Genomic DNA, 22,550 nt, shown 5'->3' on the forward strand with positions numbered 1-22,550 from the left:
CGCTGGGTGCGCGGCCGCGATAGCATCATGACGAAAGCGGGCGAACACGCCCGCGAATGGCTTGGACTCGATGACGCGGGCAATCCCATTGCCCGCGTCATTCATTTGGACGGCCCGATGGAAACCGAGCGCGGCACATTCCGCGCCGTCGCGCTTGATCGCGATGCCAAACTGATCCGGCTGCTCCCCTTGCCACCCGCCGATGGCGATTGGCTCGCCGTCATCGGCGGCCGCGTCGTCGGCCGCGCCGCAGCGCCGCTCGCCGCAGTACGGCGCGCCGAAGCGGCCTTGTGAAGGTCGAAGGGCAAAGCACCAGCCTTTTTTGCCCACCCCGGCCACCCCCATCGCCCATCCTCAAATTGCAGCCTCTGCGCGCATATATGTCATGCGCCGGGGGCAGGGCGCCGGGTCGTGGTTGGTCATGTAGTCTGTCGTATCGAATGTCGTGGAGGTTGTGATGGCGCAGGTTGTGAAGATCAATGTGAACGGAACTGACCATGAGGTCCGGGCGGAACCGGACAGCATGTTGTTGTATGCGTTGCGCGACAATCTGGGTCTGCACGGGCCGAAGTTCGGTTGTGGCCTTTCCGAGTGCGGCGCGTGCACGGTGATTCTGGATGGGGTGGCGGTGCATTCATGCGTGACGCCACTGGGCGCGGCGCATGGTCAGAAAATCGTCACGCTCGAGGGGCTCAGCGTGGACGGTAAGCCGAATGCGCTGCAGGCGGCGTTCATCGAAGAGCAGGCGGCGCAATGCGGCTATTGCATCAATGGCATGATCATGACGGCGCAGGCGTTTCTCGATCGGCATCCAAAACCGAGTCGCGATGAGATCAAACAGGCATTGAACAATAATTTGTGCCGGTGTGGCACGCATATGCGGATCGTGCGGGCGGTGGAGCGTGCAGCGGGCATGGCGCCGGCGGGTGAGGGAGCAAAACAATGAACGAGATGACACCGGTGGCCGGGCGCGGGATCGATCGGCGCGGATTGTTCAAGCTCTCGGGCGGCCTCGTGGTGGCGTTCAGCCTGTTCGGCGGGGCAGAGGCGCGCGCGGACGCGCTGCCGGCAACCAGGTTGGGCGGCGTGCCGGACGCGGCGAAGCTGTCCGCCTGGCTCGCGGTGCATCCTGACAATACGGCGACGCTGTTTACCGGCAAGGTCGAGGTCGGGACCGGGGTACAAACCGCGCTGGCGCAGATTGCCGCGGAGGAGTTGGATTTTCCGGTCGAACGGCTGAGCGTGGTGATGGGCAATACGTGGGAGACGGTCGATCAGGGGCCGACCTATGGCAGCCGGACGATACGCTATGCTGGACCGCAGATACGTCATGCCGCGGCGGCAGGGCGGCAGGTGCTGCTCGATCTGGCGGCGGCGCATTTCAAGGTGCCGGCCGAGCGGCTCCGGGTGAACGACGGCGTGATTGCGGTGAGCAATGCCCCGCAACGCAGCGTGACGTATGGCAAGCTGGTTGCGGGCAAGCGGCTCGACATGACGATTGGTGCGACGGGCACCAGTTTTGCGATGAAGGTAGCGCCCCGGGCGAAGCTGAAGAATCCGAAGGACTATACCGTGGTCGGTACCTCGGTGGCTCGCAAGGACATTCCGGGCAAGATTACCGGTACGTTCACCTACATCCAGGACGTGAAAGTGCCGGGCATGCTGCATGGGCGCGTGGTGCGGCCGTTCGGGGTGCAGGCGAAGCTGCTCAGCGTGGATGAGACGGGGTTGAAAGAGATTCCCGGCTTTGTGCAGGTGGTGCGACGGGAGAATTTTCTGGGCGTCGTCGCAACGACCGAATGGGGCGCGATCCAGGCGGCGGCCAAGCTCGGCTCGGTGCTCAAGCCGAAGGGGCCAACCGCCTATGGCGCCAAATGGTCCGACTGGCATGGGCTGTCGGCGCAGGATCATATCTGGCAGACGGTGCGCGATACGTCCGGCAAGAATACCACGGTCAGTGAGACCGGATCGGTCGATGTGGCGCTGCATGGGGCGGCCAAGGTTGTGAGGGCGACCTATCGGACGCCGTTTCAGATGCATGGCTCGATCGGGCCATCCTGTGCGATCGCGGATGTCCGTAGGGATCGGGCCACGTTCTGGTCCGGCACGCAGATGCCGCATACCGACCGGCAGGTGATGGCGACGCTGCTCGGTGTGCCGGTGGACCGGGTGGATGTCCATTGGTTCGAGGCGTCTGGCGCATACGGGCGCAATGGGCTGGATCAGGTGGTCGCGGATGCGGCGCTGATGTCGCAGGCGGTGGGCAAGCCGGTCCGGGTGCAGTGGATGCGCTGGGACGAGCATGGCTGGGAGCCGAAGGGACCGCCGATTGCGCAGGATCTGGCCGGCGCGATCGATGAGCGCGGCAACGTCACCGCGTGGCGGCACCATATGTGGATCCCGACCTTTCTGGATACCACGCTGGTGGCGGCGCAGTTGATCAACCAGCCGAATGTCGGCGGGTCGATCGGGCTCGGCTTGCCGGCGATCACCTATGCCTATCAGTTTCCCAATGCGGATGTGACCAGCCACGGCGAGGGGCGGGTGGCGTTGCGGACCTCGTGGTTGCGCTCGCCGGCGCAGTTCGAGACGACCTATGCGATGGAGGCGTTCATTGATGAGCTGGCGGCATCGGCCGGGCAGGACCCGCTGGCGCTGCGGCTCAAATATCTCAAGGACGAACGGGCGATCGGCGTGCTGAAGGCGGCGGCGAAGGCCTATGGCTGGAAGGCGCGCCCGTCGCGCGCGGGCAAGGGGACCGGCCAGGGCAAGCTCGCGCACGGCCGGGGCATCGCCTGGGCCAACCGCGACGATACGCGGGTGGCGACGATTGCGGATGTGACGGTGGATCGGACCACCGGCGATATTCGTGTGACGCGGGTGGTGGTGGCGCATGATTGCGGGTTGGTGATCAATCCGGACGGGTTGCGCAACCAGATCGAGGGAAACGTGATCCAGTCGATCAGCCGCAGCCTGCATGAGGAGGTGACATTCGATACCGCGCGGGTGACGAGCCTGGATTGGGTCGGCTATCCGATCTTGCGGTTCGAGGAGATTCCCGACCGGATCGATATCGTGCTGGTCAATCCGGGTGACAAATATCCCGCCTATGGTGGCGGCGAGCCGTCGACCTGCCCGACCGCGGCGGTGATCAGCAACGCGGTGTTCGATGCGACCGGCGTGCGGCTGCGTGAAATTCCGTTCCGGTCGGATCGGGTCAAGGCGCTGCTGACGGCGGCGTGAGGCGTGGTGGGCCAGGGGTTGGCGCCCCTGGCCTCGCTGGGTTGGGGATCGGCCGTTACCTGTCGCTTCAGCGGCGGCGGGGACGGATGATCTGGTCCTGTTCTAGCGCTGCGATATCCGCTGCGGTGAAGCCGTGCTCGGCGAGGATTTCGGACTGGTGCTGGGCAAAGGCAGGCGGTGCCGTGCGCGGGCCGCCGGGCGTGCGGGAAAGTTTGATGGGGGTGCCCAGGGTCTTGATGCCGTCAAGGTCGGCGGTCATCGCACGGTGACGCGCGTGAGCCGAGTTCAGCGCGACATCGACCGGTTGGACGGCACCGGCAGGAACGCCCGCCTCGATCAGGGTGATGGCGATAGCCGCACCATCGTGGCCGGCGAGGGCCGCGGTGAGGGTGGCTTTCAATGCGGGGCGGTTGGCCAGGCGATCGGCATTGGTGGCGAACGCGGGATTGGCGGCGATGTCCGGCCGGGCGAGGATTGCGCAGAGTTTGCGGAACTGGCCGTCATTGCCGCCGGCGATGAAAATGTCGCAGGTGGCGGTGGGGAAGGTTTCGTAGGGCGCGATATTGGGATGGGCATTGCCGGTGGCGGCCGGGCGCTTGCCGGCGAGCAGATAATTGGCGCCGGCCGGGTGGAGCAAAGCAAGGGCGGTATCGTGCAGGGTCATGTCGATGAACTGGCCGCGGCCGGATGTGCCGCGTTCGTGAATCGCCATCATGATGCCGAGCGCGGCGTAGAGGCCGGTGCCGAGATCGACGATGGGTGTGCCCATGCGGACCGGTCCGTGCGCCGGATCGCCGTTGATGGTCATCAACCCGGTCATGGCCTGGACCACGGCATCGTAGCCGGGCAGGCCACCGAGCGGGCCATCGGCGCCGAAGCCGGAGATGCGGCAATGGATCAGGCGGGGGAATCGCGCGCTCAGCATGTCGTAGCCGATGCCCCATTTTTCGAGGCTGCCGGGTTTGAAATTCTCCACCAGCGCGTCGGCGGTTTCGAGCAGGCGGAGCAGGACCGCGCGGCCTTCAGGGCGCGCGAGGTCGAGGCTCATGGCGCGCTTGTTGCGGTTGGCGCCGAGGTAGTAGCTGGCGTCGCGCGTGCCATCGTCACGCGTCAGGAACGGAGGCCCCCAGTCGCGCACCTCATCGCCCTGGGGTGGTTCGATCTTGATGACATCGGCGCCGTGGTCGGCGAGGATCATGGTGCAGTAGGGGCCGCCGAGGACGCGGGTGAGGTCGATGATTTTCAGGCCGTCGAGCGCGCGTGTGGACATCGGATTTCCTTGCCGCGCATGGACGGGCGGCCTGCGATCCGCTCTACTGGCTCGGTGAAGCGCGGACAAGGAGGCGAGGGGCGATGGATTTAGGGTTGCGCGGCAAGCGGGCGATCGTATGCGCGGCGAGCAAGGGGCTGGGCCGGGCGACCGCGCTGGCGCTGGCGCGCGAGGGGGTCGATCTGGTGATCACGGCGCGCGGCGAGACCGCTCTGGCCGACACCGCGGCGATGATCGCGGCGACCACCGGCGTGAAGGTTGCGATGGCGGTGGGCGATATCACGACCGAGGCGGGCCGGGCGGTGGCGCTCGGGTTGTGCCCGGAGCCGGATATTCTGATCACCAACGCTGGCGGCCCGCCCGCCGGCGATTTTCGCAATTTCAGCGATGCCGATTGGCAGGCGGCGTTGCAGGCGAACATGCTGACGCCGATTGCGCTGATCCGCGCGACGATCGATGGCATGATTGCGCGCAAATTCGGCCGGGTGGTGAATATTACTTCGGCAGCCGTCAAGACGCCGATTCCGATGCTCGGCTTATCGAACGGTGCACGGGCGGGGCTGACCGGGTTTGTCGCGGGGCTGGCGCGGCAGGTGGCGCGGCATAATGTGACGATCAACAATATTCTGCCGGGGCCGTTTCTGACCGATCGGCTGCGCGACAATGCGGCGACGGCGGCGAAGGCGGCCGGTCGGAGTGCCGAGGAGGAGATTGCGCTGCGGGCCAAGGCGAATCCGGCCGGGCGGGTGGGCACGCCGGAGGAGTTTGGCGACGCCTGCGCGTTTTTATGTGCCGCGCAATCGGGCTTCATCGTCGGGCAGAATCTGCTGCTCGACGGCGGTGCCTCCAACGCGGCGTTCGGGTGAGCCTTGGCATATCCGGTTTCCGACCATTTTGACGGTCGCGTGTTTTTCAACCCCGAGGGTGTGGTGCGGCGGTCGCCCGACGAGGCGATCGACCGGCCCAGCGGGCGATTTCCGCTCCTGCGCTGGGTAACGCGGCGCGAGGAGCGCGCGACATGGCCCGCGCATGTGCCGAATACGCCGTATCCGCCGCCGGGCGGGGCGGTCGCGCCTGGCACACTTGAGCTGACGTTCATCGGTCATTCCAGCTTCATGCTGCGGCTCGATGGTGTGACGCTGCTGAGCGATCCGGTGTTTTCGCAGCGCTGCTCGCCTGTTTCGTTTGCAGGACCGCGCCGCGTCCGCGCACCGGGGCAGGCGATGGCGGCGCTGCCCAGGCCGGATGGTATTTTGTTGTCGCATAATCATTATGACCATTGCGATATCCCGGCGCTGCGCGCGTTGCGGCGGCGATTTGGTGCGACACCGATTTTCGCGCCACTCGGCAACAAAGCGTGGCTGGAAGCGAAAGGGCTCGGCCCTGTCACCGAATTGGACTGGTGGCAGAGCGCGACGCTGCGGGACACGCTGATCACGCTGACGCCGGCGCGGCATTTCGCGGCGCGCACGCTGCGCGATCGGAACATGACGTTATGGGGCGGGTTTTTTCTGGATCATCGCGGGGCGAAGCTCTATGTCGCCGGGGATACGGGCTATACGCGTTATTTCAGTCAGATCCGCGAACAGCTCGGGGCGCCGGATTTGGCCCTGTTGCCGATCGGTGCCTATGAGCCGCGCTGGTTCATGGGCAATGTTCACATGAATCCCGCCGATGCGGTGACGGCGTTTCACGATCTGCAGGCCCGCCAGGCGGTGGGCATGCATTTTGGCACATTTCAACTGACCGACGAGGCGATCGACGCGCCGCTGATCGATCTGGCTGCCGCGCGGGCGGCGGCGGGGTTGGCGGATGAGCGGTTCACCACGCTCGATTTCGGAGAGACGCGCCGGTTCAGCCTCAAACCTGAATAAGGGCGGACGTCACATCGCCCTCAGGCGAGATTGAGATCGGCCGCCAGTTCGAGCAGGGCGAGATCGCGGCCGGGACCGGCGATGAACGACAGGCCGACCGGTGCGCCGTCGACGCGGGCGACCGGAATGGTCAGTTCCGGCAGGCCGGGGAAGGCGGCGATGATGCCGACCCGGATGGTGCGGTCGCGGACGATCTCGAGGCTGGGCTGATCGGCATCGCGCCGCGGCGCCGGGCAGGGCGAGGTGGGCAGCACCAGGATCGCGCCGCCTTCAAGCAGGGCGTTCATGCGGGCGGTGAAGCTGCGGCGAACCAGCAGCCCGGCTTCAGCGGCGGCGGCGGTCGCGGCCTTGGTGGCGGCGAAGCGGCCGGCAATCACGGGGTCGAGCGTGGGATTGGTTTCGATGAAGCCCCCCAGCGTTGCCCAGGTTTCACGGTCGCGCACGGCGCGCTGTGCCGCGAGGATGACGTCGAGCCCTTCGGGCGCGGGGTCGATCGCCGGCATCGGACCCAGCTGTTCGATGATTGCTTCGAGCGCCGCGCTGACCGCGGGGTCGGCGTTGGCGAAGGCGGGCCCGACTTTCAGGAATACGGTGGAAAGCGGTTTTGCCGGGGGGAGCAGCGCCTCGCCGATTCTGAGCATGGTTGCGGCATCGCGCGCGAACCAGCCCGGCGTGTCGAAACTCGGCGCGAGGGCAGCGGCGCCGGCGAGGCTGATGATGCCATGGGTGGGGCGCAGTCCGTACAGGCCGCAGTAGCTGGCAGGGATTCGAACCGAGCCGCCGGTATCCGAACCGATGCCGACCATGGCGCGGTGGCCCGCGACCATCGCGACCGAACCGCAGGAGGAGCCACCGGGGAGACGATCGGGCGCGGCCGGGTTGATCGGCGTGCCATAGTGGATGTTGCGGCCTTCCATGCCGAAGGCGAGTTCGACGGTTGTCGTCTTGCCGGTGATACGGGCCCCGGCATCGAGCAGGCGCTGGACGATCCAGGCATGAGCAAGCGCCTTGCCGTGGCGCTGGCCCCATTCCGGATTGCCGAACGCGGTGACTTCGCCGGCGATATCGAACAGATCCTTGACGACCACATCAATTCCGGCCAGCGGACCATCGGGATTGCCGGGAATATCGAGGGATTTGATCAGACCATGGTCGGCATGTTCGGCGAGGGTGCTCATGAAGTGGGTGTAGCATGGGTTGCTGGAATTGGGGGAAGGGAGCCAGATAGAGGAAAGACTTCTTTTTTGAAAATAAGAAGCAAAAAACTTTTTGACTCTGGGCACGGGCGTTGGAACCGGCGCGGGCCCAAACGAGTGGAGTTTTTTTGCTTCTTTTTTGTTCACAAAAAAGAAGACCGTCCTCCCCTGCCGTTCGCCCGATGTCCGGCTTGAACATCCGGCACATCAGCCTAGACTCATGCTCAGACCAAACGATCGACCAACAAGGACAACCATCCGATGAGTGTCACGACTCCTGATCTTTCGATGCCCGATCTATCGCGGATCGATCCCCGCACGGTCGATGCCGCCGACCAGACCGCGCGGTATTGGACCAGCAAGGAGCGCGGCCCGATCAAACCGGGGTCGGAAGCGCACAAGCGCGCCATGTGCACGATGTTTCACGAGACGTTCAATCCGTACAAGCCTTCGGTGCTCGCATGGCCGAAGCTGGATCAGGAGACGCAGGACAAAATTACCTCGCTGCCGATCTGGGATATCGCCGTGCAGACCGAGGGCAAGGCACGGCTGCGGATGGCGGCCTATGCCCGGCAGTTGATGGCGATCGACCCCGATATGGGCAAGACGATCGAGCTGAACGGCTGGGAGGAGAACCGCCACAAGGAGGTGCTGTCCAGACTGGTCGAGGTCTACGGGATTCCGCTGGAGCCTGAGCCGCCCTACGTCGAGCCGCGCGATCCGGAATGGGCTTATATGGTGACCGGATATTCCGAGTGCATCGATAGTTTCTTCGCGTTCGGTCTGTTCGAACTTGCCAAGCGTTCGGGATTTTTCCCGGCGGAACTGGTCGAGACCTTCGAGCCGGTGATCCAGGAGGAATGCCGGCATATATTGTTGTTCGCCAATTGGGTGGCGTGGCACCGGGCCAATCTGCCGATCCATAAGCGGATCTGGTTCGAGATGCGGGTGGCGGCAGTGTATGCGTTTCTGGGCTGGGAGCGGATCGGCATTGCGCGTGGCATCGATGACGGCCCCGAAGGCAAGAAAGCGGGCAAGCCGCAGGATAATAATTTCACGGTCAATGGGTCGAAGGCGGTCAGCAACGAGGACATCAAGGTGTTCGACCTGATGCGCATTTGCCTGGAGGAGAACGACCGGCGGTTTTCGGGCTACGATTCGCGCCTATTGCGGCCAACGACGCTGCCGACACTGGTGCGCATTGCCCTGCGATTCGTGCCGAAACGCAAAGATGCCACCCCAGCCGTGCAAGCGGCGTGACCGATAACGCACGCCAGATCGCCTACTGGAATGAGGTCGCGGGTCCAAAATGGGTCCGCATCCAGGGGGCGATGGAGGCGCGGTTGACCGGTATCGAGGATATGCTGCTGGCGCGCGCGCGACCGCGCCCGGGTGAGCGCGTGCTCGAGATCGGCTGCGGTACCGGCACGACCACAGCGCGGCTGGCCGATGCGGTGGGTTCTTCGGGTCATGTTACCGCGGTCGACGTGTCGCGCCCGATGCTGGATGTCGCGCGGATGACGCTCGCGGCGCAGCGCAACGTGACATTGACCGAAGCGGATGCAGCGACTGCGCCGTTCGAACGCGTTTTCGACCTGCTGACGTCGCGGTTCGGAATCATGTTTTTCGAGGACCCGCTGGGAGCATTCCGTAATCTGTATCGGGCGGTCAAGCCGGGAGGCCGTCTGGTCTGCGTGGCCTGGGCGCCGATTGCGGATAATCTGCATTGGGCGGTGCCGCTGCGCCTCGCGATCGAGCGCCTCGGCCCGCCGAAACCGCGCGCACCCCATGCGCCGGGGCCTTTGGCGTTCGACGATCCGGCCTATGTAACGGAGATCCTGAGCGGTGCCGGCTTTACCGACATTGCGGTGCGGCCCGAACCGGTGACGCTGATCGGCAAATCGCTCGATGATGAGGCGCAAGTCGCGGCGACGATGGGACCGGCAGGTGCGCTGATCGATGAAAAACAGGCGGATGCCGCAACACGCGCTGAACTGGTGGCGGCGTTTCGTGCGGCATTGCCCGACTACGCGGACCGCAACGCGCGGCTGCGGGCGACCGTGCATTTGATAACGGCGCGGCGCAGCTGATCGATAGCCGAGGGCGCGATTGATCCATCTTCCATCGATGATCGGACCCGACCGGAGTACGAAGACTTGCCGTTGTTTGTTGACGTGGCGGCACCCACAGCGGTTACGCCCGTGCGAGCGCATGCTGGCGGATCGAGTGGCCCGGCGATCTGGCCTTTTGCGGCGTCCGCGGGGATTGTGCCGAGGTTTCGCCGGTGTTTGATTGACAGTTGGGCACTTGCGACTATAAACCCGCTCAACGCCGCGATTCCGAAAGGTTTCGCGCGCCTTTCTTTTTGATCGCCTGATATCCTGTTTCCTTGTCTGCCCTCGTGGCTTGTAGCTAGAATTGGACCTTATCGATGTTCGCAGTGATCCGCACCGGCGGAAAACAATATCGCGTCGTACCGGACGCCGTGTTGAAGGTTGAGAAGCTCGAAGCCGAGGCCGGCAGCACGGTGACGTTCACCGATGTGCTCGCCCTGGGCGGCGAAGCGGGCGTGACGCTGGGCAAGCCGATCGTCGAGGGTGCGACCGTGACCGCGACCGTGATCGCGCAGGATCGGTTGGACAAGGTGATCATTTTCAAGAAGCGTCGCCGGCAGAACAGCCGCCGCAAGAACGGCCATCGCCAGCATGTCACCGTGCTGCGCGTGTCCGGCATCAACGCAGCCTGATCAGAGGAGTTTTCGATGGCACATAAAAAAGCCGGCGGTTCGTCACGCAATGGCCGCGACTCGGCCGGGCGTCGTCTGGGCGTGAAAAAATTTGGCGATGAGCAGGTGGTTGCCGGCAATATCATCATCCGTCAGCGCGGCACCAAGGTGAAGCCGGGCACCAATGTCGGGCTCGGGCGTGACCATACGATTTTCGCGCTGGTCGATGGCCGCGTGAAATTCGCGCGCCGCGCCGAAGGCCGGGTTTCGGTTTCGGTGGAACCGCTGGCGATCGCGGCCGAATAAGCCGACCTCCTTTTGGGTTCGGGGAAGGTCGGCTCGCGCCGGCCTTTTTCGTGTGTGAATTGTTATGAAGTTTCTGGATCAAGCCAAGATTTATCTGCGCTCGGGTGATGGCGGCAACGGCGTCGTCGCGTTCCGGCGGGAGAAATACATCGAATTCGGCGGACCGGATGGCGGCAACGGCGGGCGCGGCGGCGATATTGTGTTCGAGGCGGTCGAGAATCTGAACACGCTGCTCGATTTTCGCTACACGCAGCATTTCCGCGCGCGCAAGGGCGGCAACGGCGCCGGCCGCGACTGCACCGGGGCGGCCGCACCGACCATGCTGATCAAGGTACCGATCGGCACACAGATTTTCGACGATGACCGCGAAACCCTGCTGGCCGATCTCGACAAGCCCGGCATGCGCATCGTGCTTCTGCGCGGTGGCGATGGGGGGCATGGCAATGCGATGTTCAAGACATCGACCAACCGGGCGCCACGCCGGGCCGATCCGGGCTGGCCGGGCGAGGAGCGCTGGGTCTGGTTGCGGCTGAAACTGATCGCCGATGCCGGGCTGGTCGGATTGCCCAATGCCGGGAAATCGACGTTTCTGGCGGCGGCTTCGGCGGCACGGCCAAAGATCGCGGACTATCCGTTCACCACGCTGCACCCGCAACTCGGGGTCGTGCGGCTGTCCATGACCGAGGAATTCGTCCTCGCGGACATCCCCGGCTTGATCGAGGGCGCACATGATGGCGCGGGGCTGGGAGACCGGTTTTTAGGCCACGTCGAGCGCTGTGCGGCGCTGATTCATCTGATCGATGGGGCGGCGGGGCATGTGGTGGATGCCTGGCGGACCATTCGCGGTGAGTTGGATGCGTATGGCGGGGGATTGAGCACCAAACCGGAGTTGATCGTGCTGAACAAGATGGACGCCATGAGCCCGCGCGAGATTTCATCGCGCAAGGCGGCCTTGGCCAAAGCCTCCGGCGCGCCGGTGATGGTGATGTCGGCGGCCGCGCGGATGGGCGTCGATGAGGTATTGCGCGCGGTGTTCACCATGGTGACCGGGAACCGCAAATGAGCCGGCCGGCGCCGAGCCTGACCGAGGCGAAGCTGCTGGTGGTCAAGATCGGCTCGGCGTTGATCGTCGATCCGGTCGCGGCTCTGCCACGGACGGATTGGTTGCATGGCATGGCCGAAGATATCGCCGCCTTGCGGGCACGCGGTGTGGGCGTGATCGTGGTTTCATCCGGCGCGATCGCGCTGGCGCGGCGGCAGTTGGGGTTGATGCAGCCGCGTTTGCGGCTGGAAGAGAAGCAGGCGGCGGCGGCGGTCGGGCAGATCCGCCTGGCGCAAGCGTGGAGCGAGGCGCTCTCGGCGCATGGGCTGGTCGCGGCGCAGTTGCTGCTGACGATGGACGATACCGAGGATCGGCGGCGATATCTGAACGCGCGGGCAACCCTGCGGACGCTGCTGGAACTGGGTGCGGTACCGGTGATCAACGAGAATGATTCGGTGGCGACCGGCGAGATCCGGTTCGGCGATAACGACCGGCTGGCCGGGCGGGTCGCCGAAATGGTCGAGGCGGATCAACTGGTGCTGCTGTCCGACATCGACGGGCTCTATACCGCCGATCCGAAGCGCGATCCGGCGGCGCGGCATCTGCCGGTGATCGAGGCGCTGACCCCCGAAATCGAGGCCATGGGCGGCGCACCGCCGCCGGGTTTCTCCTCGGGCGGCATGCGCACGAAACTCGTGGCGGCGCGGATCGCAACTCAGGCCGGCTGCGCGATGGCGGTGGCGCTGGGGCATGTGGCGCATCCGTTGGCGGCGCTGCAGGCGGGGGCGCGGTGTACCTGGTTTCTGGCGCAGCCGGGCGGTCGTTCGGCGCGCAAACGCTGGATCGCGGGATCGCTGGCGCCGATGGGCCGGCTGCATGTGGATGCCGGGGCGGCGCGGGCGATCACGCGGGGGTCATCGTTGCTGCCGGCCGGGGTGGTGACGGTTGCGGGTGAATTCGAGCGCGGCGATGCGGTGGAGATTCTCGCACCCGACAATGTTGCCCTGGCGCGCGGCCTGGCCGCGTATTCGGCGGCGGAGGCACGGCTGATCGCGCGGCATCAGACCGATGAAATCGAGGCGCTGTTGGGCTGGCGCGGTCGCGACGAGATTGTCCACCGGGATGACCTTGTGTTGATGAGCGTGGATGCGCGATAGCCGCGCGGCGGCGCTCATGGCCCGATGACCGGTTGGTGCCGAGGCTGAACGGGGGCTCGAAATCCGTTTCAGCTTCTGGCCGAGAAATCGATCACGGCGAGGAAGCCGGTTTCCGTACCGAAACCAAGCCGGGCACCGTCCGGGCTCCAGGCGAGGGCGGAAATCGGGCCGTGGCCGGGTGCTGCAACCGGAAGAACACGTTCGCGCGCGATATCAGCGACCACAACGGTGCCATCCGCATAGCCGCCGGCGACGACTTCGGTCTGCGGGTGGCAGGCGATGCGTTTGACGATACTGTCCGAGGCGGCAAGTTCGAGCGGGGCTTTGCCCATCGGGCCGCCGCCGAAGAACGGCCAGAGAATGATCGCTTCGGCACCGGCACTGGCGAGCCATTTGCCTGATCTGGTGAAGCCCAGGGATTCCGGTTTGCTGGGATACCCGCTCATGCGCATGTGCTGGCCGTCCGGCAATTTCCAGCCGTGCAGGGCGTTTTCCTGCATCGCGGTGGTGATGGCGCTGAGGTCAGGATGGAGGGCGACGCCGATGTGGCTGCCTTTCCATTCCAGCACATGCGGCTTGGCGTTTTCCGAGCGGACGAACCAGAGCGAGGCGCCGTTGTAGTGCGAGGCGGCGATGCGGCGGAACTTGGCATCGATGGCGATGCCGGAGACGGTCGATGGATGGGCGAGGCTGCGCAGCAACGCGCCCTGGGCATCGAGCAGCATGATGTTGCGCCCGACCGCCGCCGCGCGCATCGGGGCTTTGCGGTCGGGGATGGATACGACGTGTTCGACCCATTTCATGCCGTAGGCGGCGATCGGCGTGACGCTATCGGCGTCGATCCGGCGAAGCTGCCCGTCATCGCCGCCGGTGAGGAAGCCGGTGGCATCGATGTCCGGCGCGATGGTGAGCACGGCGCCATCGTGCAGTTCGTGTTCGTGCCAGGTGGCGGCGGCGATGGCGTGCACCGCGACGCGCCCATCACCCAGGCTTGCCGCGAAATGCGTGCTGGCGCGGTTGAAACAGGCGGCGGTGACGAAGGCATCCGCAGCGCGGGTGGTGCCGCGCCTTTCCAGGAGGTCGTTCGGGCCGGCAATGGTGTTGCTCATAGTGGCAGGCCATTTGAAGGGAAGGGAAGGGCTTCGTTTTTGTAAAAAAGAAGCAAAAAACTTTTATTCGTTTTGGTCACGGGGGGTTTCACGGGCACGGTCCCAGGGACGGAAATTTTTTTGCTTGCGTTTTCAAAAAAAGAAGTCTTCCCTTTGCTGACTTCGCTCATGCCGCGACACAGCTCTCAAATCCCCGCCGCAACTGCGGCCGATTGAGGTCGCGGCCGATGAACACGATGCGGCTTTCACGGTCCTCGCCCGGCTTCCAGGGGCGGATGTAATCGCCATCGGCCATCATGTGCACGGCCTGGAACGCGAAACGGCGGTCTTCGCCGGCGAAATCGAGAATGCCCTTGGTGCGCAGAATGTCCTGGCCCTGGGTGGCGAGAACACCGCCGATCCAGGCGTTGAATTTTTCGGCATCGAGCGGCGTTTTGGTGGCGAGGCTGATGCTGGTCATGTGCTCGTCATGGGTGTGGGCATCGTCATCGAGAAAATCGGGGACGGATTCGAGGACGCGGTCAAGGCTGAAGGCGTTGATCCCGAGCAGCTTGTCGGCCGCGACATCCGATTTGGTGGCGTGATGGATCTCGGCATAGCGGTTGATGGTGCGGATGCGGGCTTCGACCGCAGCGCGTTCATCCGGCGTTACGAGGTCGAGCTTGTTGAGCACGATGACGTCGGCGAACGCGATCTGTTCGGTCGCCTCGGGGCTGTCGGCGAGGCGGGCGGGCAGGTTCTTCGCGTCGACCACGGTGACGATGGCATCGAGGCGGGTTTTTGCCTTGACGTCTTCATCGACAAAGAAGGTCTGCGCGACCGGTGCCGGGTTGGCGAGGCCGGTGGTCTCGACGATGATGCCGTCGAACTTGCCGCGCCGCTTCATCAGCCCGCCAATGATCCGGATGAGATCGCCGCGCACGGTGCAGCAGATGCAGCCGTTGTTCATTTCAAACACTTCCTCGTCGGTGTCGACCACGAGGTCGTTGTCGACGCCGCGTTCACCGAACTCGTTGATCACGACGGCGTAGCGCTTGCCGTGGTTTTCGGTGAGAATGCGATTGAGCAAGGTGGTCTTGCCGGCACCGAGAAAGCCGGTGAGGACGGTGACCGGGACGAGGTCAGTCATGGCTTGATCCTGTCATGGCGGGTTGACGTGGTTGGCCTGCATATAGGCGCTCCGGCTCGGCGGGGCCAGATTGCGGCAGCGCGAGGCCCAGGCCGAGCATGACGAACAGCCATCCGGCCATCGGCAGGACCGCGAAATTATCGGTCGAGGCCAGCGGCCAAGCATAGGTGAGCACACCGATGAAAGCGCCCAGTTTCATCGGTTGGCGCAGGATGCCGCGGCCGAGTTCGATCAGCCAGGCGAGGTTGAGGGCGGCAAATAGCAGCAAACCACCGATGCCGGCCTCGATGGCGGCCTGGAGGTAGAAATTATGCGGGTGGATGTTGCAGGCGCCGCGGGCGAGGTCGGTCGGGCCGATGCCGAGCGCGGGCAGGCCGGCATCGAACCGTGATTGCGGACAGAAATACAGGAACCCGTTGAAGCCATAGCCATGCCAGGGGGATCGTTCGATCATCACGGTGGCGCGGGTGTAGAGCTCACCATAGGGGCTGAGCGCGAAATGCTGCACCTGATGCGTGGTTTCGAGCACCAGCTTGTCGAAACTCGGCGGGGAGACGAGTTTCAGCGCCGGGATGGCGAGCAGAACCAGAATGCCGAGTGCGATGGCCGGCAGCCGCACCGGGCGGAAGGCGAGCGCCGTGACCGCGAGGCCGAGGCCGGCGAGCAGAAAGGGCATGCGCTGGCCGATGATGAGGGCGGTGGCGAAGCCGATGATGCCGATCCCCGCAGCGGCGCATTTCGGGGCGATGCCGCGCCGGGCGATGAGTGCTGCGATGATCGGCAGCGCGACCAGGAACAGCAGATGGGCGTAGGGCGGTCCGGCGCGGGGCGCCCAGAACGGGCCGGTCAGGGCGCCATCCGGCCAACGATGGTCGCCGAAGATGTTGACGCCGATGATCGCCTGTTGCCAGCATTGCAGCAGAATCCAGCCCTCCGCGATGGCGATTGCGAGCCAGAACCGGCTTCGCGCCGCCTGCGTGTCGAGCGCCCAGGCGAGACCGGCCGGCAGGAGCAGCAGGCGGATCAGCACGATCGCCTGCGACAGCGATTTCCAGCCGGCGGGGCCGAGCCCCAGTGCCGGGATCGGGGTGGAGGCGAGGATTTCGGCGGCCCACCAGAGCAGCGCGATGATGAACCAGGGCCGCCGTGCCCAGGCGAAATTGCGGCTGCGGACGCTGTGGGCCAGAAAGGCAAGGTCGATCGACCCGATTGTGAGTTCAGCGCCGGCGCGCGCATAGAGCAGGCAGAACGGCAGCAGCAGGGCGGCGAGGCGGGCGATACGCTTGGCGGTCATGACGCGGTCATAGCGACGTTTATTCGCCACGCAATGTCTGCAGGCGGGCAGCGATCACCGGCGTGTCGAAGCTGCGGGCGCGGGCGATGCCGGCGGCGGCGCGCGCTTCGCGGGCATGCTCATCGGTGGCGAGCGCGGTGATCGCGGCGGCGAGGCCAGCGGCATCGCCCGGCTCGATCAGAATGGCGGCATCGCCGGTAACCTCGGGCAGCCCGCCGGTGCGGGTGGCGATCAGAGCGGCGCCGCTGGCCATCGCCTCGAGGGCGGTGAGGCCGAACGGTTCCGGCCAGCGCGACGGCACGGCGACGATGGCGGCCGTGGCCATGGCCGCCAGCACGTCGGCGTGGGGACGGTAGCCGGCGAAGCCGATGCCGGCGGCTCTGGCGGCAGCGCGCATGGCGGCGACATACGGCGTTTCCATGCTGTTCGGGCCAAACCGGTCGCCGCCGATGATGGTCGCACGCCACCCTGGCAGATGGGGCAGGGCGCTGGCGCAGGCGGTGATAAAATCGGCGATCCCCTTGGGTTCGACGATGCGGCCGGCGAACAGGATGGTACGGCCGCGCGGGGCTGCCTGCGGCGGCAGTTCGGCGAGGGTCAGCGGGTTGGGCAATGCGATCGGGCGGTGCGCGGGATCGAGGCGCAGGCCGGGCGGAAGCGCCGTGCCGAAGCGCTCGGCAAGATAGGTCGAAACGCAGATCACCCGGTGCAGACGCGTCAGCATACGGGCGCGCTGTTTGGCGCGCTTCAGGCCGCGCATCGTGAGCGGGTCGTTATGAATGAACAGCATCACGCGCGAGCGGGGCATCACGCGCGCGATCGTGGCGGCGAGGCGGGGTTGCTGGTGGATTTCGATGCTGGCGGGCTGCAGGGCGAGCAGGTGGCGCAGGACGTTCATGCCATACATGAGCGGCGGCCGGCCGTGCGCCGCGCGAAAGTCAATGCCGGGAAAGACATCGGGTTCGGCGCGGCCGATAACGCAGGCGGAGGCGGCACGGGCCAGGCGCTGGACCACCAGAGCGATCGCGCCGGCACGGTCTGGCGCGAAGCCCTCGCTCGCCGGCAGCACCATGGCGATGCCGCGAGGCGCGCGTCCAGTCTTCAAGCAGCGCGGACTCTGACGTATTCGCCCGGGGCATCGGCGAGCGCGCGCAGCTTGCCGCTGCCGGGGATGCGGGCGGCAACGCGGGCTTTTTCGCGCGGCGCCAGCCAGCGCTGCCAATCCGGCCACCAGGAGCCGGCAACCTCGGTGGCACCGTCCATCCAGTCGGCGGCGGCTTCGGGCAGGGCGTCGTTGACGAAATGATTGTATTTACCGCTGCCGGGCGGATTGACGACGCCCGCGATATGGCCCGAAGCGGCGAGCACGAAGCGCTTGGGCCCCGCCATCACCTGGGTGGCCTTGTAGGTGCTCGCCCAGGGTGCGATGTGATCCTCGCGGCAGGACAGGAAATAGACCGGAATTGTGATGCGCCGCAGATCGACACTGGTGTTGTCGAGGGTGATGCCGCCCGGCTCGATCAGGCGGTTCTTCTGGTACATGTTGCGCAGATAAAATGAATGCATCGCGGCCGGCATGCGGGTGGAGTCCGAATTCCAGTAGAGCAGGTCGAACGGGAACGAATCGTTGCCCAGCAGGTAGTTGTTGACGACAAAGCTCCAGATCAGATCGTTCGAGCGCAGCATGTTGAAGGTTGTCGCCATTTCGGAACCTTCGAGATAGCCGCGCCTGTTCATTTTATCCTCGAGCGCGCCAAGCTGTTCCTCGTCGATGAACACGCCGAGTTCACCGACGTCGGTGAAGTCGGTCAGGGTGACCAGGAAGGTGGCGGATTTGATGCGCTTGTCGTTGCGCGCCGCCATCACCGCAAGGGTTGCGGCCAGCAGCGTGCCGCCGAGGCAATAGCCGACCGCATTGACCGTGCGTTCGCCGGTCGCCGCTTCGATCGCGTCGAGTGCTGCGAACACACCCTCGTTCATGTAGTCGACGAAATCCTTGGCGGCGAGGCGCTCATCGGGGTTGACCCAGCTTGCCACGAACACGGTGTGGCCCTGTTCAACCGCCCAGCGGATGAAGCTGTTTTTCGGCTTGAGGTCGAGGATGTAGAATTTGTTGATCCAGGGCGGAAAGATGACCAGCGGCGTCTTGATGACGGTTTCCGTGGTCGGCGCGTACTGGATCAGCTCCATCAGATCGTTGCGGAAAATAACCTTGCCCGGACTGACCGCGATATTACCGCCGACACTGAACTGATCGGTATCGGTCATGCGGATGTGCAGTTTGCCGTGACCGGCTTCGAGGTCGCGGAGCAGGTTCTGCAGGCCGCGCATCAAATTCTCGCCGCCCGACTCGATGGTCTTGCGCAAAACCTGCGGATTGGTCAGCGCGAAGTTCGACGGGCTCATCGCGTCCATAAACTGACGGGAATAAAAATCGACCTTCTGCGCGGTCTTCGGGTCGAGTCCATCGACGCGCTTGACCACGTCCTGGACGAAACGGGCAGAGAGCAGATAACTCTGGCGGATGAAGTCGAATATCTCGCTCTGGCTCCAGCCCGCATCCGCGAAGCGCTTGTCCTTGGGGTCGGCCGGGATGACCGGTGCGGTCTGCATGCCCATCAGGCGACGCGTCGAATGCTGCCACAGCGTCATGTAGTCCTGCCAGAAGCCCATCTGCGCATCGATCAGCTTGGCGGGGTCGGCGATCAGGCGGGCGGTCATTTCCATGAAGGCGCCACCGATGTTCAAAGGATCGACCGTCATCCCGCGGTCGGACTGGCGCTGCAGCCAGTCACCGACGATGCGCTGGGATCGGGCACCGATGTCCGCCATGGTGCGGGAATAAACCGCGGGGTCAGGTAGCGGCAGCTTGCCGGGTTCGGGATTTTGCTGGTCGGCCATGGGTACTCCTTTCGGCTCCGTGAGCGAGGCGCTAGAGAGAGGTTTGCTGAGCGAGGAGCCGGAATGGTCTATACCCAAGTTTCACGGAAGCCCGAAATGGTGCAGCGCCGCATGAAAGGCGCGCGGCGCCGGCACCTGGGCGGTACGATCGCGCTGCTCGCGGTTGCAACGCTCGCCGGATGCGCGACGTATGATCCGCTCACCGCATATCATCGTTACGAAGGCGGCGTGATCGGGCATAACCCGCCGCCCGCGCCGGGGCTGGATGCCAAATTCCCCAACCTGGCATCGGTGCCGGCCAAGCCTCCGGTATTGTCGCCCACGGTGCAGCGCGCGGTCCGCCAGCAATTGCTGGCGGCCAATCATCATCAGAATGCCATGCCCGTGCCCGGCGAGACCCCGGTGGTTCCGCCACAACCGGCCCCACGGGCCGCCGTGCCGCCGCCGCCCGTTCTGGTCGGATTCGAGCCGAATCGGGCGATCCTGTCCCACCGGGATCGCGCGGCATTGCGCGCGCTCGCCGCCCGGCGCGCGGCGACGCCGGCTGCCGGCGCCGCACCGGTGGTTGCGATGGGGTTCGCGCCGGACCGCACCCAGGCCGGGTTGAAGCTCGCGTTGCTGCGGGCAACCGCCATCGGCGATGCCCTCAGCGCGGCCGGGGTGCCGGTATCGGCCATTCGCATCGAAGCGCTCACCGCAGGTCGCGGTGGTGCGGCGCAACTGCTATATGCCGGAGCAACGGAATAAGCAGTCGCAACAATAATCTTGTTTCACCTTCGCCAGGACCGACCATGACCGAGGAATTCCACCGCATCCGCCGCCTGCCACCCTATGTGTTCGCCGAGGTCAATCAGGCCAAGGCGGCGGCGCGCAACGCGCGGGAAGACATTATCGACCTCGGCATGGGCAACCCCGACAGCGCCACGCCGCCGCATATCGTGGCCAAGCTGATCGAGACCGTCGCCGATCCGCGCAGCCATCGCTATTCGACCAGCAAGGGCATTCCCGGTCTGCGCCGGGCCCTTGCCGCCTATTACGATCGCCGATTCGGCGTGAAGCTCAACCCGGATACCGAAGTCATCGCAACCCTCGGCTCGAAGGAGGGTCTGGCCAATCTGGCCAATGCGATCACCTCGCCGGGTGATACCATTCTGGTGCCGAACCCGTCCTATCCGATCCATCAGTTCGGCTTCATCATCGCGGGTGCGTCGGTGCGCTCGGTGCCGGCGACGCCGGATGAGACCATGCTGCACGCGCTGGAGCGCGCGGTGAAACATTCGGTGCCGCGGCCGACGGCATTGATTGTCAATTTTCCTTCAAATCCAACGGCTTATCTGGCAACGCTCGATTTTTACAAAGACATCGTCGCCTTTGCCCGCAAGCACGAAATCTTTATCCTGTCCGATCTGGCCTATGCGGAGATCTATTTCGAGGGTGAGCCGCCCCCTTCGGTCCTGCAGGTCAACGGCGCCAAGGAATTCACCGTCGAGTTCACCTCGATGTCGAAGACCTATTCGATGCCCGGGTGGCGGATGGGATTTGCCGCGGGGAATCCGCGGCTGATCTCGGCGCTGGCGCGAATGAAATCCTACCTCGATTACGGCGCCTTCACGCCGATCCAGGTGGCGGCGACGGCAGCACTGAACGGACCGCAGGAATGCGTCGAGCAGATGCGCGTCCTCTATAAGGAGCGGCGTGACGTGCTGATCAAGGGCCTGGCTCAGGCGGGGTGGGACGTGCCGAGCCCTGCGGGGTCGATGTTCGCCTGGGCGCCGATCCCCGCGCGCTATGCGCATCTGGGTTCCGTCGATTTTTCCAAACTCCTGCTCGAGCGTGCGAAGGTCGCGGTGGCGCCCGGTATCGGGTTCGGCGAGTACGGCGATACGCATGTGCGGATCGCGCTGGTCGAAAACACGCATCGGCTGCGTCAGGCGGTGCGGAATATCCGTGGCTTCATGGCACCCGGCAACGCACCGGCGGCGGCGGAGACCGAGGCGGTATGACGCAGGCGCTGGCGGTCGGCATTGCCGGGCTCGGCACGGTCGGGGCGGGTGTCGTGCGGTTGCTGGCCGATCACGCCGCGCTGATCGAGGCGCGCGCGGGACGGAAGATCAACGTGGTGGCGGTCTCGGCGCGCGACCGCGACCGCGCGCGGGGTGTGTCGCTCGAGGGTATGCGCTGGTACGATGATCCGGTTGCCCTGGCCGCGGATGCGCAGGTCGATGTGGTGGTCGAACTGATCGGCGGGGCGAATGGGCCGGCGCATGATCTGGTGATGGCGGCCGTGGCAGCCGGCAAGCCGGTCGTAACCGCGAACAAGGCGTTGGTCGCGATGCGCGGCGGCACGCTTGGCGCGATCGAGGGTGCCAGCATCCGGTTCGAGGCGGCGGTAGCCGGCGGCATTCCGGTCATCAAGGCGCTGCGCGAGGGGCTGGCCGGTGACCGGATTACCGGTGTCACCGGTATTTTCAACGGCACCTGCAACTACATCCTCAGCCGCATGCGCGCCGAAAAGCTCGATTTCGCGACGGTGCTGGCCGATGCGCAGGCCCAGGGGTATGCGGAGGCCGACCCGTCGTTCGATATCGATGGCATCGACACCGCGCATAAACTCGCCATTCTGGCGGCGATCGCGTTCGGCCGGGAGGTCGATTTCGGTGCCGTGCATGTGGAGGGCATCAGGGGCGTCAGCGCGCTGGATATCGCGTTCGCCGAAGAGCTCGGCTACCGCATCAAACTGCTCGGCATCGCCCGCGCGACCGATGCCGGTATCGAGACGCGCGTACACCCGGCCATGGTGCCGCTGGCCGCACCGCTCGCCGGCGTCGATGGTGTGAACAATGCCGTGGTGATCGAGGGCGATCCGGTCGGCCAGATCGTTCTACAAGGGCGTGGTGCGGGCGCGGGGCCGACCGCTTCGGCCGTGGTCGCCGATCTGATCGATCTGGCGCGCGGTCGTGCCGCCCCGATGCTGGGCGTTGCCTCGCACGCCCTGGCGCAGCGCGCGCCGGTGCCGATGGCGGCACATCGTGGCGCGTATTTTCTGCGCCTGATGGTGGTCGACCAGCCAGGCGTGATCGCCGATGTGACGGCGGTGCTGCGCGACCACGGGATTTCGCTGGAATCGATGTTGCAGCATGGTCGCAGCCCCGGCGATGCGGTGGCGGTGGTCCTGGTGACGCATGTGACACAGGAAGCCGCGATGGCAGCGGCGATCACGCGGCTGGCCGCCCTTCAATCGGTACAGGAACCGCCCGCGCTGATCCGCATTGAAACCGCCTGAATTCTAAGACAGCCCCAGGAA

General features: G+C 65.3%; 22 protein-coding genes. 14 read left to right on the plus strand and 8 right to left on the minus strand.

The features are described from left to right. The first annotated feature begins 27 nt into the window (after positions 1-27). The 3 genes from AruPA_RS05370 (at position 28) to AruPA_RS05380 (ending at position 3,243) form a co-directional block, all read left to right on the plus strand. Positions 28-294, plus strand: coding sequence for a hypothetical protein (locus AruPA_RS05370; protein ID WP_265635613.1), 267 nt, complete (start codon positions 28-30; stop codon positions 292-294). A gap of 163 nt (positions 295-457) precedes the next feature. Next, positions 458-946 (plus strand): (2Fe-2S)-binding protein, encoded by a 489-nt coding sequence (locus tag AruPA_RS05375; protein ID WP_265635614.1) that lies wholly within the window; start codon positions 458-460, stop codon positions 944-946. Further along, positions 943-3,243: a molybdopterin cofactor-binding domain-containing protein gene (locus tag AruPA_RS05380; protein ID WP_265635615.1), complete on the plus strand. Its 2,301-nt coding sequence runs from the start codon at positions 943-945 to the stop codon at positions 3,241-3,243. Before AruPA_RS05375 ends, AruPA_RS05380 begins: the two co-directional genes overlap by 4 nt. A 67-nt stretch (positions 3,244-3,310) precedes the next feature. Here AruPA_RS05380 and AruPA_RS05385 read toward each other — a convergent pair whose 3' ends face one another. Next, on the minus strand, positions 3,311-4,513 hold the full coding sequence (locus AruPA_RS05385; protein ID WP_265635616.1) for a CaiB/BaiF CoA-transferase family protein: 1,203 nt from the start codon (positions 4,511-4,513) through the stop codon (positions 3,311-3,313). Positions 4,514-4,596: 83 nt separating this feature from the next. Between AruPA_RS05385 and AruPA_RS05390 the strand changes: the two genes are divergently transcribed. Continuing rightward, positions 4,597-5,379, plus strand: coding sequence for an SDR family oxidoreductase (locus tag AruPA_RS05390; RefSeq protein ID WP_265635617.1), 783 nt, complete (start codon positions 4,597-4,599; stop codon positions 5,377-5,379). 3 nt (positions 5,380-5,382) lie between these two features. Beyond that, on the plus strand, positions 5,383-6,387 hold the full coding sequence (locus AruPA_RS05395; protein ID WP_265635618.1) for an MBL fold metallo-hydrolase: 1,005 nt from the start codon (positions 5,383-5,385) through the stop codon (positions 6,385-6,387). Positions 6,388-6,407: 20 nt separating this feature from the next. Here the strand turns inward: AruPA_RS05395 and AruPA_RS05400 are convergent, their stop codons facing one another. After that, positions 6,408-7,730 carry an amidase gene (locus AruPA_RS05400; RefSeq protein ID WP_322784382.1) on the minus strand — a complete coding sequence of 441 codons (1,323 nt, stop codon included), beginning with the start codon at positions 7,728-7,730 and terminating at the stop codon, positions 6,408-6,410. Positions 7,731-7,844: 114 nt separating this feature from the next. Here AruPA_RS05400 and AruPA_RS05405 point away from each other — a divergent pair, with 114 nt between their 5' ends. The 6 genes from AruPA_RS05405 to proB all read left to right on the plus strand — a co-directional run bounded on the left by AruPA_RS05405 (position 7,845) and on the right by proB (position 12,813). After that, a complete protein-coding gene (locus tag AruPA_RS05405) occupies positions 7,845-8,843 on the plus strand; it encodes a ferritin-like domain-containing protein (RefSeq protein WP_408858572.1) in 999 nt (332 codons plus the stop codon). Continuing rightward, positions 8,840-9,673, plus strand: a complete 834-nt coding sequence (locus tag AruPA_RS05410; protein WP_265635620.1) for a class I SAM-dependent methyltransferase — start codon at positions 8,840-8,842, stop codon at positions 9,671-9,673. The genes AruPA_RS05405 and AruPA_RS05410 overlap by 4 nt, the downstream gene beginning before the upstream one ends. A gap of 341 nt (positions 9,674-10,014) precedes the next feature. Beyond that, positions 10,015-10,329 (plus strand): 50S ribosomal protein L21, encoded by a 315-nt coding sequence (rplU, locus tag AruPA_RS05415; protein ID WP_265635621.1) that lies wholly within the window; start codon positions 10,015-10,017, stop codon positions 10,327-10,329. 15 nt (positions 10,330-10,344) lie between these two features. Then, positions 10,345-10,614 carry a 50S ribosomal protein L27 gene (gene rpmA, locus AruPA_RS05420; protein WP_029310665.1) on the plus strand — a complete coding sequence of 90 codons (270 nt, stop codon included), beginning with the start codon at positions 10,345-10,347 and terminating at the stop codon, positions 10,612-10,614. A 64-nt stretch (positions 10,615-10,678) separates the two neighbouring features. Beyond that, entirely contained in the window at positions 10,679-11,677 is a 999-nt protein-coding gene (gene obgE / locus AruPA_RS05425; protein ID WP_265635622.1) for a GTPase ObgE, read from the plus strand. Continuing rightward, on the plus strand, positions 11,674-12,813 hold the full coding sequence (proB, locus tag AruPA_RS05430; RefSeq protein ID WP_265635623.1) for a glutamate 5-kinase: 1,140 nt from the start codon (positions 11,674-11,676) through the stop codon (positions 12,811-12,813). The genes obgE and proB overlap by 4 nt, the downstream gene beginning before the upstream one ends. A 68-nt stretch (positions 12,814-12,881) precedes the next feature. On the opposite strand, the gene AruPA_RS05435 is transcribed toward proB, so the two are convergent. From AruPA_RS05435 to AruPA_RS05460, 6 genes are read right to left on the minus strand one after another with little or no spacing between them, the layout of a single operon-like run. Then, entirely contained in the window at positions 12,882-13,922 is a 1,041-nt protein-coding gene (locus AruPA_RS05435; RefSeq protein ID WP_265635624.1) for a WD40 repeat domain-containing protein, read from the minus strand. Next, complete coding sequence (locus AruPA_RS05440) at positions 13,919-14,092, minus strand: hypothetical protein (protein WP_265635625.1); 174 nt, start codon at positions 14,090-14,092, stop codon at positions 13,919-13,921. Before AruPA_RS05440 ends, AruPA_RS05435 begins: the two co-directional genes overlap by 4 nt. Continuing rightward, positions 14,089-15,051, minus strand: coding sequence for a GTP-binding protein (locus tag AruPA_RS05445; protein WP_265635626.1), 963 nt, complete (start codon positions 15,049-15,051; stop codon positions 14,089-14,091). Before AruPA_RS05445 ends, AruPA_RS05440 begins: the two co-directional genes overlap by 4 nt. Next, positions 15,044-16,345 carry an O-antigen ligase gene (locus AruPA_RS05450; RefSeq protein ID WP_265635627.1) on the minus strand — a complete coding sequence of 434 codons (1,302 nt, stop codon included), beginning with the start codon at positions 16,343-16,345 and terminating at the stop codon, positions 15,044-15,046. Before AruPA_RS05450 ends, AruPA_RS05445 begins: the two co-directional genes overlap by 8 nt. Before the next feature lie 19 nt (positions 16,346-16,364). Beyond that, on the minus strand, positions 16,365-17,450 hold the full coding sequence (locus tag AruPA_RS05455) for a glycosyltransferase family 4 protein (protein ID WP_265635628.1): 1,086 nt from the start codon (positions 17,448-17,450) through the stop codon (positions 16,365-16,367). After that, complete coding sequence (locus AruPA_RS05460; protein WP_265635629.1) at positions 17,447-19,246, minus strand: alpha/beta hydrolase; 1,800 nt, start codon at positions 19,244-19,246, stop codon at positions 17,447-17,449. The genes AruPA_RS05455 and AruPA_RS05460 overlap by 4 nt, the downstream gene beginning before the upstream one ends. Before the next feature lie 63 nt (positions 19,247-19,309). Here AruPA_RS05460 and AruPA_RS05465 point away from each other — a divergent pair, with 63 nt between their 5' ends. The 3 genes from AruPA_RS05465 to AruPA_RS05475 are packed head-to-tail and all read left to right on the plus strand — an operon-like array spanning position 19,310 to position 22,529. Further along, the gene (locus AruPA_RS05465) at positions 19,310-19,993 is read left to right on the plus strand and encodes a hypothetical protein (protein WP_265635630.1); all 684 of its coding nucleotides are present in this window, start codon (positions 19,310-19,312) and stop codon (positions 19,991-19,993) included. A gap of 44 nt (positions 19,994-20,037) precedes the next feature. Further along, positions 20,038-21,249: an LL-diaminopimelate aminotransferase gene (locus AruPA_RS05470; RefSeq protein ID WP_265635631.1), complete on the plus strand. Its 1,212-nt coding sequence runs from the start codon at positions 20,038-20,040 to the stop codon at positions 21,247-21,249. Further along, the gene (locus AruPA_RS05475) at positions 21,246-22,529 is read left to right on the plus strand and encodes a homoserine dehydrogenase (protein ID WP_265635632.1); all 1,284 of its coding nucleotides are present in this window, start codon (positions 21,246-21,248) and stop codon (positions 22,527-22,529) included. Before AruPA_RS05470 ends, AruPA_RS05475 begins: the two co-directional genes overlap by 4 nt. The last annotated feature ends 21 nt before the right edge of the window (positions 22,530-22,550 follow it).

Source organism: Acidiphilium sp. PA (assembly GCF_026191915.1).
Classification (GTDB): Bacteria; Pseudomonadota; Alphaproteobacteria; order Acetobacterales; family Acetobacteraceae; genus Acidiphilium.